Annotated in this window: 14 protein-coding genes and 2 riboswitches; of the genes, 3 read left to right on the top strand and 11 right to left on the bottom strand. The window is 37.5% G+C overall.

Annotation, left to right across the window (positions count from 1 at the left end):
- Positions 1-216: 216 nt before the first annotated feature.
- Positions 217-792 carry a DUF2179 domain-containing protein gene (locus tag AC3G7N_RS08035; protein WP_489421629.1) on the bottom strand — a complete coding sequence of 192 codons (576 nt, stop codon included), beginning with the start codon at positions 790-792 and terminating at the stop codon, positions 217-219.
- Positions 793-863: 71 nt separating this feature from the next.
- Positions 864-1,577 carry an MOSC domain-containing protein gene (locus AC3G7N_RS08040; protein WP_489421630.1) on the bottom strand — a complete coding sequence of 238 codons (714 nt, stop codon included), beginning with the start codon at positions 1,575-1,577 and terminating at the stop codon, positions 864-866.
- A gap of 109 nt (positions 1,578-1,686) precedes the next feature.
- Between AC3G7N_RS08040 and msrA the strand changes: the two genes are divergently transcribed.
- Together msrA and AC3G7N_RS08050 are read left to right on the top strand one after the other, a co-directional pair.
- The gene (gene msrA, locus AC3G7N_RS08045) at positions 1,687-2,220 is read left to right on the top strand and encodes a peptide-methionine (S)-S-oxide reductase MsrA (RefSeq protein WP_489421631.1); all 534 of its coding nucleotides are present in this window, start codon (positions 1,687-1,689) and stop codon (positions 2,218-2,220) included.
- Between the two features lie 216 nt (positions 2,221-2,436).
- A complete protein-coding gene (locus tag AC3G7N_RS08050) occupies positions 2,437-3,606 on the top strand; it encodes an MFS transporter (RefSeq protein ID WP_489421632.1) in 1,170 nt (389 codons plus the stop codon).
- A 52-nt stretch (positions 3,607-3,658) separates the two neighbouring features.
- Here the strand turns inward: AC3G7N_RS08050 and AC3G7N_RS08055 are convergent, their stop codons facing one another.
- The 9 genes from AC3G7N_RS08055 to AC3G7N_RS08095 all read right to left on the bottom strand — a co-directional run bounded on the left by AC3G7N_RS08055 (position 3,659) and on the right by AC3G7N_RS08095 (position 16,468).
- A complete protein-coding gene (locus AC3G7N_RS08055) occupies positions 3,659-4,993 on the bottom strand; it encodes an NCS2 family permease (protein WP_489421633.1) in 1,335 nt (444 codons plus the stop codon).
- Between the two features lie 130 nt (positions 4,994-5,123).
- Positions 5,124-5,225, bottom strand: a riboswitch (purine riboswitch).
- Between the two features lie 82 nt (positions 5,226-5,307).
- The gene (guaA, locus tag AC3G7N_RS08060; RefSeq protein WP_489421634.1) at positions 5,308-6,843 is read right to left on the bottom strand and encodes a glutamine-hydrolyzing GMP synthase; all 1,536 of its coding nucleotides are present in this window, start codon (positions 6,841-6,843) and stop codon (positions 5,308-5,310) included.
- Positions 6,844-7,706: 863 nt separating this feature from the next.
- A riboswitch (purine riboswitch) is annotated at positions 7,707-7,808 on the bottom strand.
- Between the two features lie 49 nt (positions 7,809-7,857).
- Positions 7,858-10,047, bottom strand: a complete 2,190-nt coding sequence (locus tag AC3G7N_RS08065) for a transglutaminase TgpA family protein (protein WP_489421635.1) — start codon at positions 10,045-10,047, stop codon at positions 7,858-7,860.
- The gene (locus tag AC3G7N_RS08070; RefSeq protein ID WP_489421636.1) at positions 10,044-11,312 is read right to left on the bottom strand and encodes a DUF58 domain-containing protein; all 1,269 of its coding nucleotides are present in this window, start codon (positions 11,310-11,312) and stop codon (positions 10,044-10,046) included. The genes AC3G7N_RS08065 and AC3G7N_RS08070 overlap by 4 nt, the downstream gene beginning before the upstream one ends.
- Positions 11,312-12,274, bottom strand: coding sequence for an AAA family ATPase (locus tag AC3G7N_RS08075; RefSeq protein ID WP_489421637.1), 963 nt, complete (start codon positions 12,272-12,274; stop codon positions 11,312-11,314). Before AC3G7N_RS08075 ends, AC3G7N_RS08070 begins: the two co-directional genes overlap by 1 nt.
- Before the next feature lie 187 nt (positions 12,275-12,461).
- Positions 12,462-12,644: a hypothetical protein gene (locus tag AC3G7N_RS08080; RefSeq protein ID WP_489421638.1), complete on the bottom strand. Its 183-nt coding sequence runs from the start codon at positions 12,642-12,644 to the stop codon at positions 12,462-12,464.
- 5 nt (positions 12,645-12,649) lie between these two features.
- Positions 12,650-13,834 carry a Ger(x)C family spore germination protein gene (locus AC3G7N_RS08085; protein ID WP_489421639.1) on the bottom strand — a complete coding sequence of 395 codons (1,185 nt, stop codon included), beginning with the start codon at positions 13,832-13,834 and terminating at the stop codon, positions 12,650-12,652.
- Positions 13,824-14,933: a GerAB/ArcD/ProY family transporter gene (locus AC3G7N_RS08090; protein ID WP_489421640.1), complete on the bottom strand. Its 1,110-nt coding sequence runs from the start codon at positions 14,931-14,933 to the stop codon at positions 13,824-13,826. Before AC3G7N_RS08090 ends, AC3G7N_RS08085 begins: the two co-directional genes overlap by 11 nt.
- Positions 14,933-16,468, bottom strand: coding sequence for a spore germination protein (locus AC3G7N_RS08095; protein WP_489421641.1), 1,536 nt, complete (start codon positions 16,466-16,468; stop codon positions 14,933-14,935). The genes AC3G7N_RS08090 and AC3G7N_RS08095 overlap by 1 nt, the downstream gene beginning before the upstream one ends.
- Positions 16,469-16,612: 144 nt before the next feature.
- On the opposite strand from AC3G7N_RS08095, the gene AC3G7N_RS08100 reads away from it, so the two are divergent.
- Positions 16,613-17,623, top strand: a complete 1,011-nt coding sequence (locus tag AC3G7N_RS08100; protein WP_489421642.1) for a DUF3231 family protein — start codon at positions 16,613-16,615, stop codon at positions 17,621-17,623.

Here is a 17,623-nt window from a genome sequence, read left to right on the forward strand (position 1 = left end):
TTTTTTGTTGGTATAGTAGTATTTTCGGTTAAATATCCAATAAAATTGTAGTGTGAATTGTATCGCATTGGAATGTTGCAATTATTTAGTAATGTTTTGGTAAGCCACTAAATCGATAATAACGAATAATATACCAGATGATATCCCGTTTTCTGGCCTTTCTGAAAATATGTCAGTCGATACGACGATATACCCTTCACTTGCCTTACAAAGTAATTATTCTTTCGGTTTATACTCAACTGTATTATTTTTCTTGCCCAGTCTTCCTTTACGAACCTGCTTAACCCAGAATCCACCAACTATCTGTTTCGGCTCATAGGAAATAATAAAGGCCTTCGGATCAATTGTTTTAATTGACTCATATAACTTTAATTCATATTTCCTAGGGGTCAAAATTTGCATGGCCAAACGGTCGCCATCCATTCCATAGGCGAACCAGCTTGTGACACCGTATCCTTTATCTCTCAGTTTTCGTGTAAACTCAATATTTGGATCAGATGAAATAACATTTACCGTAATGTATCCCAGTGCTAATTTTTCCTCAATCTTGGATCCGACAACAACGCCAATTCCAAACCCTAATGCATAGGCAATGATATTCTGAATTTCATCTAAATTATCTAGCACCAATCCTAACCCAATTACATACACAACAATTTCAAACATACTAATAAAAGCTGCAATATATTGGCGTCCTTTTAATGTTAAAATCATACGAAGTGTATATAGGGAAACATAAATAACGTTTATCATCAGAATAATAACAACCATAATATACGCATTTTCAAGCAAGATAAACCCTCCAGTAATGTGAACAAAATTTATATCATTTTATGAAAACAACCATTTTTGATGCAAAGTCCTTAACCTTCTTTGTTTGGTCCAAATACACGTTTTCTTACAGATGATTCTTGCCCACGTAACCGTTTATGTAAGGTTCGTCTCCAATTAGGAGCTAATAGATTACAAGAAGCAAGTTCATCAGCCTGACGAAGATCATCCTTATAAACATGCATGACTTCATTACATGCCGCAATCGTCCATTGGGGATAGGAACGCTCAGCTAGCTTTAACGAACTTCCACTCGAAATAAACCCTTCCTTTAATACACGGAAATACCAACCGGTCCGTCCACTGTTTTGAATCTGCAAGGCAAGATCCATCACACGAAACCGGCGAGCGGGTTTCCAGCATGGTTGCCTGGGTTGGGCAACTTGAATAATCGCATCATCCACTTCAAACGTGTCACCAATATAAATAGAGAATTCATCAGCATTTTTTATTGCAAGGTTTTCTCCCATCGCACCTATGCCCATCTCATCAGTATTCAACCTTTTTTGCCAGAAAGAATAATGATTGGTTGGATAAGCAAATAGTGCTTTTTCTGGCCCACCGTGGTTCTTCGTATCCGCCACCTCATCATTCTCAAGACCTGTTAAACTTAACCAACATTTCCCTTCGACTTCCTTTTTAAACATACCACTTTCCCATCGTTTATTTAAACGATCACTTGCTTCTGGATCACCCAACTGTTTGACTTTTCCAGTTAAAATTTTATGTATTTGCGGAGCATTCACCGTGCCACCAACTCCTTTTTTATGATATAGTTGATAAACTTAGATTTCTTTAAGCGTTAAACAAATTATAATTCTCTTCTATTAAATATACAAATGGGGAATGATTTTTATGAAAAGGCATTTACAAAAAGCAACGTTTGCAGGCGGATGTTTCTGGTGCATGGTAAAGCCGTTTGATAAGTGGGACGGGGTTCATGCTGTTGTATCTGGTTACATTGGTGGTCACGTTATAAACCCCACATATGAAGCCGTAAAGGCTGGTGATACTGGTCATTATGAAGCCGTGGAAATAACATTTGATCCAAAAATAATAGATTACGAAAAAATTATGACGATATTTTGGCAACAAATTGATCCAACCGATGATGGCGGACAATTTCAGGATCGTGGGGATTCATATCGCGCAGCCATTTTCTATAGTAATGATGATCAGAAGGTTTCTGCAGAAGCATACAAAAAAGAATTGGAACAAAGCGGTAAATTTAAAAAACCAATCGTAACAAAAATCTTACCAGCAACAACCTTTTATCCTGCTGAGGAATACCATCAAGATTTCTACAAAACTAATGAAAAAGAATATGAAGAAGATCGAGCAAAATCCGGGCGTGATGAGTTCATTGAAGAAGTTTGGAAAAATGATTAGTCTTTTCTCTAAAATAGAGGGAAGACTTTCGTATTTTGCTTAGATTAGACTTATCGTACTGTTCAAAAAGTCGCCGAATTAGAAATAAGAAGTTCGAGGCACGAGAGTTTTGAAAAGCCGAGTAACGAAGAGATTCGCCATTTATCATTTGGTGACTTTTTGAACATCCTCTTATACTAGTTTGGTAACAGCTTTTCATAGGTTAGGAGGCTAACTTTGGCCAATAATAATTCGTTGCTACCACTCAAAATGCTTTTATTTAGTTTTCATGCTACAAATACCATTATCATTAGTTTTTTGCCATTATATCTAAAACATAAAGGGCTAGACGGAACAGAAATAGGCTGGGTTTTAGCTGTCGGACCGTTAGCTTCCATTTTCGCTCAACCTTTTTGGGGTTATATGAGTGATAAATACAAAACGGTCAAACGCGTGCTCTTAATTTGTATCATTGGTCTCCTTTTTAGTAGTGTCCTATTCTTTCAAATGGATCAGTTAATCGCAATTATTCTGATGGGCGCAGTATTTTACTTCTTCACTTCACCAATTGGTGCATTAGGTGACAGCCTTGCACAACGACGAGCGGATGATCTTAACGTTTCTTTTGGCGGTATTCGTATGTGGGGCTCCATTGGTTTTGCTACATCATCATTAATTGTCGGCGAGGTTCTTTCGTCCATTGGAATCCAATATATGATTTGGCCGTACTTATTTTTCGGAGTAGTCGCCTTATTAGTTGTTTTTCGATTAACAGATGTCAAAGTGGAATCTGATCCAATTCAACTGAAGGATGTCAGTCAAATTTTCACAAATAAGCCATTTGTCATCTTTCTCGCAATTATCATGTTTATCACGATTTCTCACCGCGCAAATGACAGTTACATTGGATTATACATAGCCCAGCTTGGCGGTAGTGAAGGCCTGATTGGATTAGCCTGGTTTGTCGGCGTTGCTAGTGAGGCACTCGTTTTTGCGTTTGCTGGGAAATGGTTTAGAAAATACCACACACTGGTTTTTATTATTTTTGCAGGTATATTATATAGTATAAGGTGGTTTATCTATGCTGCAATTGATGATCCACTTTATATCATTGCCCTTCAATTTTTACACGGGATAACATTTGGTGTCTTTTACTTAGCTGCATTTCAGTATATCTCACGGTTGATTCCAAAACTACTACAATCTACTGGACATTTAGTTTTTTTCGCTGTATTTTTTGGTGTTTCGGGAATTGTGGGATCGCTTGTTGGAGGAGCATTGATCGATTCCTTTGGTGGCGGTACATTGTACTTTGTAATGGGGTGTTTCTCAATGGTTGGAACAATTTTACTAACTGCCTATCACATACTGCCATATGGCAAAGAGATGAAAAGAGCTCAACGATAAGGAAAAGCTGGCGCCTCAATGGAGGCACCAGCTTTTTTATATCTACATTCACCTAGCTGAGGAAGATAAAATATAAAACGAAAATAACAAACAACACGTACATGATCGGATTTATTTCCTTGTACCGTCCTTTTAAAATCATGGTTATCGGATAGAAAATAAATCCGAGTGCAATACCGGTTGCAATACTATAGGTTAGTGGCATAGCAACGATGGTCAGAAACGCTGGGACGGCAATTTCGAACTCATCCCAATCAATGTTCTTTAACGATGATGCCATTAATACGCCAACTATTATTAAAGCAGGAGCTGTAACCTCAGCTGTTATAACACTTAGTAAAGGTGAGAAAAATAACGCAAGGATAAAGAATCCACCTGTAACCACTGCTGTGAATCCTGATCGCCCACCTGCACCAACACCTGCAGAAGATTCAATATAGGATGTTGTTGTCGATGTCCCAACAATCGCACCCGCAACTGTTGCAGTAGAATCAGCGAACAGCGCTTTCCCAGCACGAGGCAACTTGTTATCTTTCATCAAGCCAGCCTGTGTAGCTACAGCGACTAAAGTTCCGGCAGTATCAAAAAAATCAACAAATAAAAAGGTTAGTATAACAACTAGCATATCCATTGAAAAGATATCACCAAAGTGACCAAATGCTTGTCCAAATGTAGGAGCTACGCTTGGAACCTCACCAATAACTCCACTAATCCCTGTTGGAGGAGTGATTAATCCTGAAACCATACCTACAATAGCTGTTAATAACATCCCATAAAAGATGCCAGCCTTAATATTCAAGCTCAATAGCACGACAGAAATGACAATACCAAATATCGAAAGCATGACCATTGGAGCGGTTAAATCTCCTAAAGCGACGAGTGTTGCATCACTTCCAACAATAATACCAGCATTTTGAAATCCAATAAAGGCTATAAAAAAGCCAATTCCAACACCCACGGCTAGCTTTAAATTGGCAGGGATTGCATTTATAATTTTTTCACGCAATCCTGTTAACGTTAATACAACAAAAATAAGTCCAGATACTAAGACACCAGATAAAGCCGTTTGCCAAGGGATACCATATCCAAGTACGACTGTATATGCAAAAAATGCACTTAAACCAATACCAGGAGCAAGAGCAATCGGATATTTAGCGATGATTCCCATAAATAAAGAACCGATAGCACCGGCAATTGCAGTGGCTGTAAATACAGCACCCTGATCAATTCTGGTAACACCTTCAGGTAGTTCTTCAACGCCTACCAATGCAAGCGTGTTTGGATTTACAAATAATATATATGCCATTGCCAAAAAAGTCGTTAAACCAGCTACAAACTCTGTGCGATAGTTTGTACCTAACTCTTCAAAGTGAAAATACTTTTTCATTCCTTCTCCTCCTCGCTCTTTCTAGTAATACCCAAAAATAGCACACTTGATTATTTCAGGGAGTGCTACCATAACTATTCAGAAAAAAGAAATGAGAAAAAGGTATGCAAAAAAACAATGCACTATTTTACTGATTTGCTTTTACCTGCGTAGTCAAACTGTTTACGGTAGTTTGGTAGAAACTCTTGGGCCATATCCCCTAAATTATACGCATGCTATTTGATTGGTTAAATTGTACTATTCTCCCTCACTTATGTCAATTAAAAAACGAACATTAGTGAATAATTTATCACCAATGTTCGTTTTTAAGATAACTATTCCCACTCAATGGTTGCTGGCGGTTTACTCGTTACATCGTAAACAACCCGGTTAATATGCTCGACTTCATTTACGATTCGATTTGAAATTTTTTCCATAACATCCCATGGGATACGCGCCCAGTCCGATGTCATACCATCAATCGATGTCACTGCACGAATCCCAATTGTATAATCGTATGTGCGCGCATCACCCATAACGCCTACACTACGGATATCGGGTAAAACTGTAAAGTATTGCCAGATTTCACGTTCTAATCCTTCTTCTGCAATAACTCTACGCAAGATAGCATCTGATTCTCTAACAATAGTTAGTTTTTCCTCGGTAACTTCTCCAAGTACACGAATTGCAAGTCCAGGTCCAGGGAATGGCTGGCGCCAGACAATCGATTCAGAAAGTCCTAACTGCAATCCTAACTCGCGAACCTCATCCTTAAATAATGTATTGAGCGGTTCAATTAGTTCAAACTGCATATTTTTTGGAAGGCCACCAACATTATGATGTGATTTTATTGTTTGTGCAGTATCTGTACCACTTTCAATAATATCCGTATACAAAGTACCTTGTGCAAGAAAATCTACATCTTTAAGTTTGCCTGCTTCGTCATCAAAAACATAAATAAATTCATTCCCAATAATTTTACGTTTCTTTTCTGGATCGCTGATATTCTTTAACTTGGATAAGAAACGTTCCTGTGCATCTATTTTGATGATATTCATATGGAAGTCGTCTCTAAAAGTTTCCATCACTTCATCTGCTTCATTTTTACGCAGTAATCCATGATCAACAAAAATACATGTCAATTGATCGCCAATGGCTTTGTGGATTAATGCAGCTACAACCGATGAATCAACGCCACCGCTTAATGCACATAGTACATTACGCTTTCCCACTTTTTCTCTAATCTTATCAACTTCCAAATCGATGAAATTTTCAATCGTCCATTTCCCGTCACAGTCACATACATCAAAAACAAATTGTTTTAACACATGATTTCCATACTCTGAATGACGAACTTCTGGATGGAATTGTACACCATACAGTTTCTTGTCTGGCTTACTCATCGCAGCAATTGGCGTTGATGGACTTGTCGCATCAATCTGAAAACCATCTGGGACTTCTAATACTTTATCACCATGACTCATCCATACTGTTTGGTTTTTCGGGGTATTTTTAAAAACCAATGGGTCACTATTAAGCTCAATTAATGCTTTGCCGTATTCACGGTTTTTTGCTTTCGCAACATTTCCACCAAAATGTAATGTCATCAACTGCATGCCATAACAAATCCCTAGAATCGGAATGTCTAAATCGAAAATTCCTTTATCACAGCGAAAACTATTTTCATCATAAACACTATGCGGGCCACCAGAAAGAATAATTCCTTTTGGGTTCATTCGCTTAATTTCTTCTGCAGTAAGTTTATGTGAATGCAGTTCACTATAAACTCCAAGTTCACGTATTCGTCTTGTAATCAATTGGTTGTATTGACTACCAAAATCCAATACCAAAATCATTTCATTCGTTTCCATAACATCGCTCCTTCTTAGAAAACTTGGCTTATCGCCAAGCTTTAATGGCGAAAGCCTTAGTTGTACTTATACTGATATCCACTAAAAATTTATGCTTTCTTATCAGTGTAAGATAAACTTGGTTGTTACCAAGTCCTTTTCAAGATTAATAAGTATCTGCCGCAGAGGAAACGATACTCGCTTTCCGCGGGCAATCCGCGAGCCTCCTCGATCGCACAAACCGCTCACTGCGGGGTCTCACCTGGATTGCTATTCCCGCAGGAGTCTCGCATCGTTTCCTCTGCTGGATAGTTTTTTCATCTTGTTTCAAACCTGAGCCATCCAGTTCTTATTTGATATCAACAGTAGACCATGAACGACAGGTCGATTAATTTAAATTACGTTAAGGGGAAGATAAACTGCGAGACTCCTGCGGGAAAACGATCGAACCGAGACCCCCGCAGCGTGGGTTTTCGCGAGGAGGCTCGGGCGTTCGTCCGCGGAAAGCGAGTAGTTTCTCTGACCCCTTTTTCTGTTATAAGCCACTGCCGATGCTTTTTTACACAAGGTATTTCCTTAATATTTTTATACTTTTGTATGAAAACAACTATTATTTTGAACGGCACAAATTATTTAGTGTAACCAACATGTATCAAGATTATACCTTTTTGAACTAAATCAGTAGTTTTCATTATAGATAGTGGCGGCATGTTCTTGGCCGCCATGTTGGTTTCTTTTCTTATACTGGCGTTTCCTTAAAACGTTTATACTTTTCCTTACATGTAAAAAACCTAGATTTCCCCTTTAAATATACAATAACTATCAAGGAGTTTACTTTATAGTATTGCAACAAAGGCAGAAATCTAGGCATGTATATACGTAACCAATATAGATTTCGCCTTCATAGTCAGTACATTTACGGTGCACCGGTAGATACTTTCGAACCATATTTTCGAGGATATACGAACGGCTTTTTTATTTAATTTATTTATCGCAGTTTTACTTCATCTATTCTACTAACACACGATTGCGTGGTCAAGACCTTATCTGTTTTATTAAATCTTTCCATAATTGCGCCAAGTTATCAATATCCACCGAATTACTCGTATTTGTATATAGAATTCTTTCATAGGAATTTGTCAACTTGCGCATTATACTTGAATCATAACGACTATCAATTCTGTTGGCATACTCTCTCAAAGTTTGTCCGGATTCTTTTGGTAATCCAGTATGTTCCAGTTGCTTCAACAAAAAGTGATAAGCATCCTGGTATGTTTTTTCACTTTTATTTGTCTTAAGCCGCATTCCAAGTAGAGAGAATTGAATGCGGTAACGCATTATAAAAATGGTTAATGCCAGTAAAACAATAACGGCAATTCCAATTGCGACATGCCACCAATTAAGTTCGAAATTCTCATTTTTGCTTGCAGTCTCAACAGCTGCTTCCTCTTGCTCTTTTTGGGGCTCTGGCTTCTCCGTATCGTTCTGTTCTAGTGGTGGAGCTTCGGTTTCTTCCTCGGCGTCTACATCCGCATCGAATTGAAAATCTGTAAGGTTAGAAAACCCTTGTGTTGGTTCAAAAGGTACCCACCCTTTACCAGGAAAGTATACTTCAACCCATGAATGAGCATTTGCATTTGTGACCTCGTATTGATTTGAGCCAGTTTCACCAATGCCATCACTGATTTTTTCCCCACTTGCAAAACCTTTAACCCATCTTGCAGGAATATCCAATGTACGTAGCATAACAACCATTGATGTAGAGTAATTATCACAATAGCCAATCTTAGATTCAAATAAGAATTGATCTACATAATCTTGACTTTCCGCTGGAACAGGAACATTACTGGTGTTATATACAAATCCATTTTGGGCAAAATAGGATTCGATTGCCCGGGCCTTATCATAACGGTTACCTTCAGCTGCCGTTACTTCCCTAGCCAATTCTCCAACACGTTCTGGAAGCGTTTCTGGCAATTGTGTATATTGCTCATTTATGTTTTCTGGATCGGGAGTACTCGTATTTCTGAGAGAATTGATCTCAAATGATGGACTTTGAAAGGTCATGTTGTAGACATCAAGAACAAATTCATTATTATTGTATTGTGTCACAAGTTCTTCGGAATGTCTGTCTAAAAGCAAATCCGTAGGCGTTGAAACTCCCAATTTTTCTATTCCATAAGGATAGATTATTTTTGGAATTTGAACATTTCCCGTAAACCTAAGTTGCGCACTCATTTCTTCCGTTTCTACACTTTCATCGAACGTTTCAAGTGATAGATTTTGCGGATCCTGTTTAATATATTCAGGTTCACTCGAGTTAATCCAGCCTTTTCCTGTATATACATCCTTTGTCTCGATCCGCCAATATTGTTCTTCTTCAGTTATTGCAGTAAAGACTGGCGTCTGATCCTGAATAAATGAACCACCTAATCGTGTATCATCTTCACCATATCCTACTTTTTGAATACCAGATCCTCCATCCATGGAACCAGCTCCATCAGCTGCACTTTTAATAAAGGGAACTGGGTCAGGCCACTGTGGTTCTAGCTTCGGTGCCGCATATCCAACTAATGTGGATAGGAGGACGACGCCTATTAATGGAACGATCCAAACTGCAACCTTTTTCATCCACAAAAACCGTATGGATTCCCGTTCCATTTCTCGCATGAAACTTGCTAAACCTAATGCAATAAACGATATAATAAAAATGCGCACTATGGCTGCATCCGCGTCAAACACTGTAAATGTATCTAATATAGCAATGTATACAAATGTTAAGACTACGAATAAAAATATACGATTCATCGCAACAAACCAATAATAGATTAAATAGCTCATTAACCATATTAGTAATAGAAACAAAAGACTTCGAAACATTGGCGTTAAATTATACCAATCCTGCGTTAGCAGAGCCGATATATTCATGTAAAATTCTGCAATTACGTGATTAATCCATGCTTTACTAAAAAAAACCTCCTGGAAATACAATCCATTCAAAATAAATAGTAAGCCTGCACCCTTCACAATAAAAGAAATCCACCATTTGATCTGTGTTAACGTTATAAAAAAACAAAATGCAGTATAAAGAACGAATACAATCAAATTACTAGTATCCGTAATATCTTTTACCGGATATAGCCATTCTAAAAATAAAATTAATCCAGCCACATACAAAATAGTTGAATAAATAAAAGGTGTTTTCGTTTCTTCTGCTAGTTTCATACTACCCGCACCTCGATTCTATTTTGAATCAACTGCTTTTCGGTTATTACATTTATTATAATTCCTTGAAATTGTAATTGTTGGATAAGCTGGTATTGTTTTTCTGTGATCAAATTACTAGATTCAGTAAAACAGACAATAATACGCTTTGTTCGTTGCTTCATTTGCTGAACTGTTTGTTTAAATGCTTCATCTAAATTACTTGTAATAATCATGACAATAACACCTGGAGACAAACGTTTTGCTTCTTCTTTTAACTTAATTGAAAATGCTTGTTTCCCACCTGGTTGTATTTTCGTTAAATGCTGTCGGATAAATTCTTTCTTCATTGGATCATGATGTAAAGGAAAAAACATATTCTTTTCTCCAATAGAAAGAAAGCCCACCTGAGATGATTGTTTACGAATGGTTTCCATCAATGAGAGGCTCATTTCAATTGCGGCTTCAAACGCTAGGACATTCATTTGTTCCCGATGACACCCGTCTAGGATCAACATCGTATCTGTACTTTTTTCTTGCTCAAATTCTTTTGTCATCACCGTATTTTTTCTAGCAGTTTGTTTCCAATCAATCCAAGAAAACTTATCGCCAGGCATGTATTCTCTTATTCCAGAGGCTACGTTTGTATTTTTAAGCGTTGCATTTTGAGCTGTAATTGATCCTTGCTCAAAGCTATTTATTCGTTCTGTTATATGAATTTCGTGTTCGTTTGGATAAGCTACGAGATTATCAAAAACATTAAATACATGTTCTTTTTTAATGAATCCAAATAAATCCCCCGTTCGAAACCGAATGGCAAATAACTGGTGTTCTCCACGTGGAATCTCTGCGATTTGATACGATAATTTAAATTCACGTTTAAAACCGGCAAATACTACTTTTTTAATTTTCCTTATTGCATAAAGTTGAGAAGGGTCTCCCATGTGTTGATAGTTATCTGCGCGATTATCAACCTTATTTAACGAATCAGGAAACACTTCCTCACAAATACAGTAATATAGTGGAAATGGCAAGGATCGTTTCATTGTAATATCGACATAAATAGCGTTTCCTGCCTTGACAACATGATTCGAAAGTTGCCTTGAAACACGGATCTTTTTAATTGGGTATAGAAGTACCCCAAATAAATAGATGGATATCGGCAGAAAGCCATAAAATAAAAACCAGCTAACGAATCCCCCTTGAAACATGGCATAGGAAAGTAATAATAAAAAAAAGAATACGATAAAAAGGAGCTTACCTAGGAAAAGAACCGTACCCTTCATTAACTAAATTCCTTTCGAATAGGAATATGGGTGTTTTGTATGACTGATGAAATGACATCTTCACTGGTCATACCTTCATATTTTGCCTCCGAGGTTAAGATAATGCGATGAGAAAGCACAAATGGAGCTAAATATTTCACATCATCCGGTAGTACATAATCTCGTGCATATACATAGGCAAGTGCCTTGGCTGCACGCATTAAAGCTATCGACCCACGTGGACTTACACCCAGATAAATAGAGGAATTGTTACGTGTTGCAGTCACTAGATTAATAATATATTTTTGTACATTTTTATCGATGTATACTTCCTTCACTGCTTCTTGTACTTCTACTAGTTCTTCTCTATTCATTACCGCTTTAATCGTTTCTATAGGATGCTGCAAGGAAATACGGTCAAGCATTTCAAGTTCATTGTCATAGGATGGATATCCCATTCGAAGCTTTAATAGAAAGCGATCAAGCTGAGCCTCAGGCAATGGATATGTACCTTCATACTCAATAGGATTTTGTGTCGCCATAACAAAAAAGGGCTGCTTTAATGCTATGGTTGTTCCATCTACTGTTACACTTTTTTCTTCCATCCCTTCTAATAATGCCGATTGTGTTTTCGGTGAAGTGCGGTTAATTTCATCGGCTAGTACAATATTCCCCAGGATAGGTCCCCCACGAAACTCAAATTCTAGTTCTTTTGGGTTATAGATGGATATACCTGTTACATCGGATGGTAATAAATCAGGGGTAAATTGAATTCTTCTAAAATCACAATCTAGTGATTTCGCAAGGGTTCGCACAAGCATCGTTTTTCCGACACCTGGAACATCCTCCAACAATACGTGACCCTGAGCAAGCAATGCCACTAAACTGAGCCTTGCAGCATCTTCCTTTCCAATCATCACCTTATTAATATTTGATAATACATTTCTTATATTTTTATTGTAGACGGTAGTATCTTGCATCATGATTATATAGACCCCTTCCAGTTTCTACATTATTCCTTATACTAACTATACTAAAAAAGACTCAGTAAGTAAAAGCAGAATAATAGGAAATTTTACTTAAAAACATATACCAGTTAGTATCTACAAAATTTCCAACAATTAAACGACAAAAACCTTTCATGGCAAATCCATGAAAAGCTTCTGGTTTTTACTGTTTCTTGCCTTTTATCTTTTGTTTTTGTGTATCCTGTTCATCCTTTTTCCAAGGAGGATCGCCATATTTGTGTAATCGTTTATTAACCTTATAAACGAAATATGGTATAAAGAAAGCTAATGCCGTACAAAAAATAACCAGATTTCCGGGTAATCTCCCAATTAAGTCCTCCCACATGATGATCACTCATTTCCTCTACTTTTCGTTTTATCAGCAGCACCAGTTGCTCGAACTTTCGCATTGACTGATACGTTTATCGTACACTTTGCAAAAATATTTTCACCATGATTCCAATCATCTTTCATCGTTTGCCATTTATCATAATGTCTTTGTTTTAGCTTCTCGCCAAAGCCAAAAATATCAGCATTAAACTCTTGCTGCGCCTTTTCAAGTGTGTTCTTTGCAAGTTGTTCGATTTTTTTACTTACGTTTTTTTCAATTTCATTAAAACGATCTGGTTTTAATAAAGATTTACTGCCAAACGTTTCTGCAACATTACCCTCAGCGTCTATTTTTATGTTTATTGTTATATTTTCTTTGTCTTTTACATCTATTTTTATAGAACTTTTTGTATTTTGAAATTCATATATCATTAAACGATCTTCCATTTTAAATTTGACGCTCCCACCACTATTATGTTCCGTTATTAAATTCAACCCTTTTGTTTCATTTCCAGTAAGTACGCCAACCATTTGGTTATGGTGTCCATGAATGACCGCTGCGCCTTTATCTTTCATTCTGTTATCCTCCCGGAAAACATAAGGAAGTACATAACTCCCCTTGGTCAAAAGAAACTGATGGATGTTACCCATTTCCACTGGATTTACTATTTCTAATGTTTTAGAGTTAAGGGTCATAACAGAATCTATGTAGATGGCTGGAAGACTTTCAGCTTCAGGTTCTATTTCAAGTACATTTTTTGCTTCCCCTTCTGAAATTATTACCTTAATCGATCTCCGCATTTCCTTGTCACGAATAAAAACGTCCATTATACTTGCAAATAATTGGGGATTCTTTGCGATCTCTTCAGAAACAATGATAACTTTTAAGTGCTCATAATAGGGTGTTTTACTTGTTTTTGCAGCGAATTCCCTGGATATTTCAAATATACTTTCACCACTTGCCGAGATATTGGTGAATGCTTTCTGACTACCGCCACCCCCTTGGCCCGAACTCCCTAATCCGGCAGGAACAACGATTTGCTCCATCATGTTCAGGTTATAATTATCATCACCCTGTTTTCCAAGCGTATCAATGGAAATTCCAATAACAAAACCACGATCTTCAATATTTACCTGATCCCAACAACCTGATAACAGGAAAATAAATGAGCTAATAATAAGCAGGCAGGTTTTTCTATTTTCCAACTCGATTCACACCCCTTAATTTAGCCATGACAAACAGCACTAACGCAATAAACAGGGTATATATAAATATCGTATTACTGACAATTAATCCAAATGATGATACTTCGACGAAGTCTTGTGGAAGCATGCTTACCATATAGACAATCGGTGATACGATAAAAACCACAGTAACTTTTTTTGTATTTTTAAAGATAGAATTGAGTGAAAGTACAGCGACATCCAATGCCATCGCAGTTGTATTAAAAATAGCCATAATCCAGATTACAAAAAAGATGGACTCAAATCTTTCAAAAAATCCTCCTGGTATTTCTACTCCCTTGGCTAATTCAATAGTAGGGTATACGAGGTTCGACGTTACCGCATGACCAAATACGCCAATACATAGAAGAAAAAGCATCATATACAAGATAACGGGTATGCACATCCCAATTGCAGCCATTTTAGGAGCTTTCTTAGGATTTTCCACTAATCCTATATAAAATAAAACAATGCCAAATCCTAAATAAGAGAGTACTCCCGCATGTCCTCCCTTTATATAGCCTTGCAGATCTGTTTTAAACATTGGTAGCAATTTGTTAGGATCAAACCAACCTAAATTAAATATAAAAACAACTACTGCAATAAAAAGAATAAGTGGTAAAAACATCATATTTAATCGAAATAAACCTGCCCTAGAGCCCGAGACAGCATAAACAACAACTAGTAAAAATGCCAGTCCAACTACCTCTAAGGGGGTATGATCGAATAAATACTGTTTGGAGACATCGGCAATTCTACGGACCTCAAATGCCGTAATACCTAACCAAACTACAGCAAAAAAGAATGAGATAACAATCGCTACTGGTTTTGAAAGAATGGTAGAAGTGAATGTAAAGAAAGATTGATTTGGGAATCCGACCGCCAGCTTAGCTAACAACCACGTGGCAAGAACCGCAAATAATCCACCGCCAAGTATAGCTATCCACCCATCCGAAGCGGTAGTCGCAGCTGCCAGGTCCCTTGGCAATGAAAGAATTCCTACACCAATCACCATGGAGGGTAAAGCAAACATAATCTCATTATCACTTAATTTTTCGTCACCATATTCAAAGCTCTTCATTACTGTTTATCTCCTTTATTTCCTGATGTTTTATCCCCTGTTTTTAAATAGCCCGGACGCTTGGTTAACATTGGAATAGGTGCTCTAAACACAAGATCCAACCAATCTTTCAGGAAGGTTGGCGCAAATGGGGTCGAGTATGGTATCCCAATACTTTTGAGGTTTACAATATGAATGTTAATCATAATATAAACGAGAATGATACCGTATAATCCCAATAAAGCGGCAGAAAACATAAAGAAAAAGCGAACCAGTCGAAAGGAAATCGCTACACTATATGCAGGAAGAGAGAATGAAGCAATTGCAGTAAGTGCAACAACAATAACCATGACAGGACTTACCACTCCAGCTTGAACAGCAGCATCCCCAATCACTAAACCACCAACTATACCAATTGTCTGTCCAATCGTTTTCGGCAACCGCGCTCCCGCCTCTCGTAATAATTCCATTGTTACCCCCATCATCATCGCTTCAACAAATGCTGGAAAAGGAACACCGTCTCTTGTTGCCGCAAGTGAAAAAGCTAGCTTTGATGGGATCATCCCCTGATGATAGGAAACTAGTGCGATATATAAAGCAGGTAAGAACATAGCGATAAATGCAGCAAAATAACGTAAAAAACGGACCAATGACCCAATCGTCCAGCGTTCATAGTAATCTTCTGGAGACTGAAAAGCGTTCCCAAGCATTGAAGGAGCAATCAACACAAATGGTGTCCCATCTAAAATAATGGCAACTTTCCCCTGCATGATGGCAGCTGATGCTTTGTCAGGTCTTTCTGTATTGAATAACTGTGGAAACGGAGACAAATAACTGTCCTCAATCCATTGTTCAATATAGCCCGATTCAAGTGCATCATCCATATCTATCGACTTAAGTCTACGGTTAATTTCTTTTAGGATATCGGGATTAATAACCCCTTCTAAATAGGCCACCACTAGCACCTTTTTTGAACGTCTACCGACATGATGGGTTTTAAAACGTAAATTAGGGTCTTGGATATTACGACGAATAAGCACCATATTGGTTCGTATACTTTCAACAAACCCTTCCCGCGGACCACGGATTACCGCTTCTGACATCGGTTCTTCAATCGCTCGGCTTTCCCACCCCTTGGTATCCATCATAATAACGACATCTAGACCATCTATATAAAGTACTGTGCTGCCGTACAAAATCCCATTTGATACATCATCCAATGTATTCCCTTTTTTAATATCACTGACCGAAATAATCTCCTGGTAAAGTTCATTAAAAAGTTCTGTCTTTTCTTCAGGCAATTCCTTCCTTTCATTTACCACTTGTACACTCTTCATTATCGTGTTATCTATTAATTGTTTATTTACCAAGCCATCGATATAAACAATCGCACAACTATGTTTACTTCCACGAACCGTAAACTCCCGAATTATGAGATCGTTTGGCTCTTCTAACATCTTTTTGAGGTTATCCAAGTTTTTATCTAGCTCTTTTACTAACTCTATGGAGAAATCTTCTTCTGTCTTTTTTGCTTTTTGCTTTTTTGTCCGCTTCATAAATCCACCTCAAATACACGGTTAATTGTTCTCCTTCTTTTGCCCTGTAAACTGTGTTCTTATTCAATCTTAGGTCTCTCGAATAAAAACATGTGCTTTTGACAAACTAACGGAAAGTAAATATTTAAATTAGGAGGAAATGCTGTGCAACTAGATCAAAACATAGAGTTAACTTCTTCAGAACTGTCGCAAATATGGGGAGCATATATGAATGCCAGTATAACTTCAACCGTTCTAACGTACTTTGTGGAAAAAGTAGAAGATAACGAGATACGACCTGTTATTCAAGATGCCCTTGAGTTAACAGAATCCCATTTAAAAGAGCTTACAATCATCTTTGAAAAAGAAAATAAGCCTGTCCCAATCGGTTACACAGATCAGGATGTAAATGTACATGCCCCAAGGCTTTATTCAGATAATTACTTTTTGCAATATGTTTTTCAGCTTGGAAATTTGGGGATATCTGCTTTTAGCCGATCTGTCACACTAATAACCCGTGACGATATTTATTTGTTCTTTTCAGAGGGGCTTAGAGAATATAATGAACTTCATCAAAAAGCAATGTTGGTATCATTAACAAAAGGCTTGTATACTAGACCACCATATATTCCAACACCTAACAAAGTTGATTTTGTAAAGAAACAAAGCTTTTTATCAGGCTGGTTTGGTGAGCGTAGACCTTTGATGGCAATAGAAATTGCAAATTTGTTCTCCAATATGCAACGAAATGGTTTAGGAATTGCTACATTAACAGGATTTAGTCAGGTAGCAAAGTCTAAAGAGGTAAAAGCATACATTGTAAGAGGTGTTGAGATAGCCAAAAAGCATGTAAACATGTTTAGTAAGGTTTTGAACGATAGCGATGTTCCTTCTCCAATGGGCTCAGACACAATGGTTACTATTAGTACTAAGACATCTCCATTTTCCGACAAACTAATGCTTGCGCATGTTACAGGAATGATCACTCTAGGGATTGGTTTCTACGGACTAAGTATAGCTACAAACACTAGAAGAGATATCGCTGCACATTACGCTCGCCTAAGCTCAGAAATTGCTTTGTACTCGGAAGACGGCGCCAATTTAATGATTGATAATGAATGGTTAGAAGAGCCACCTCGCATGGTTGATCGCAATGAATTAGCAAAGTCTAACTAA

The organism is Virgibacillus carmonensis (assembly GCF_057836705.1).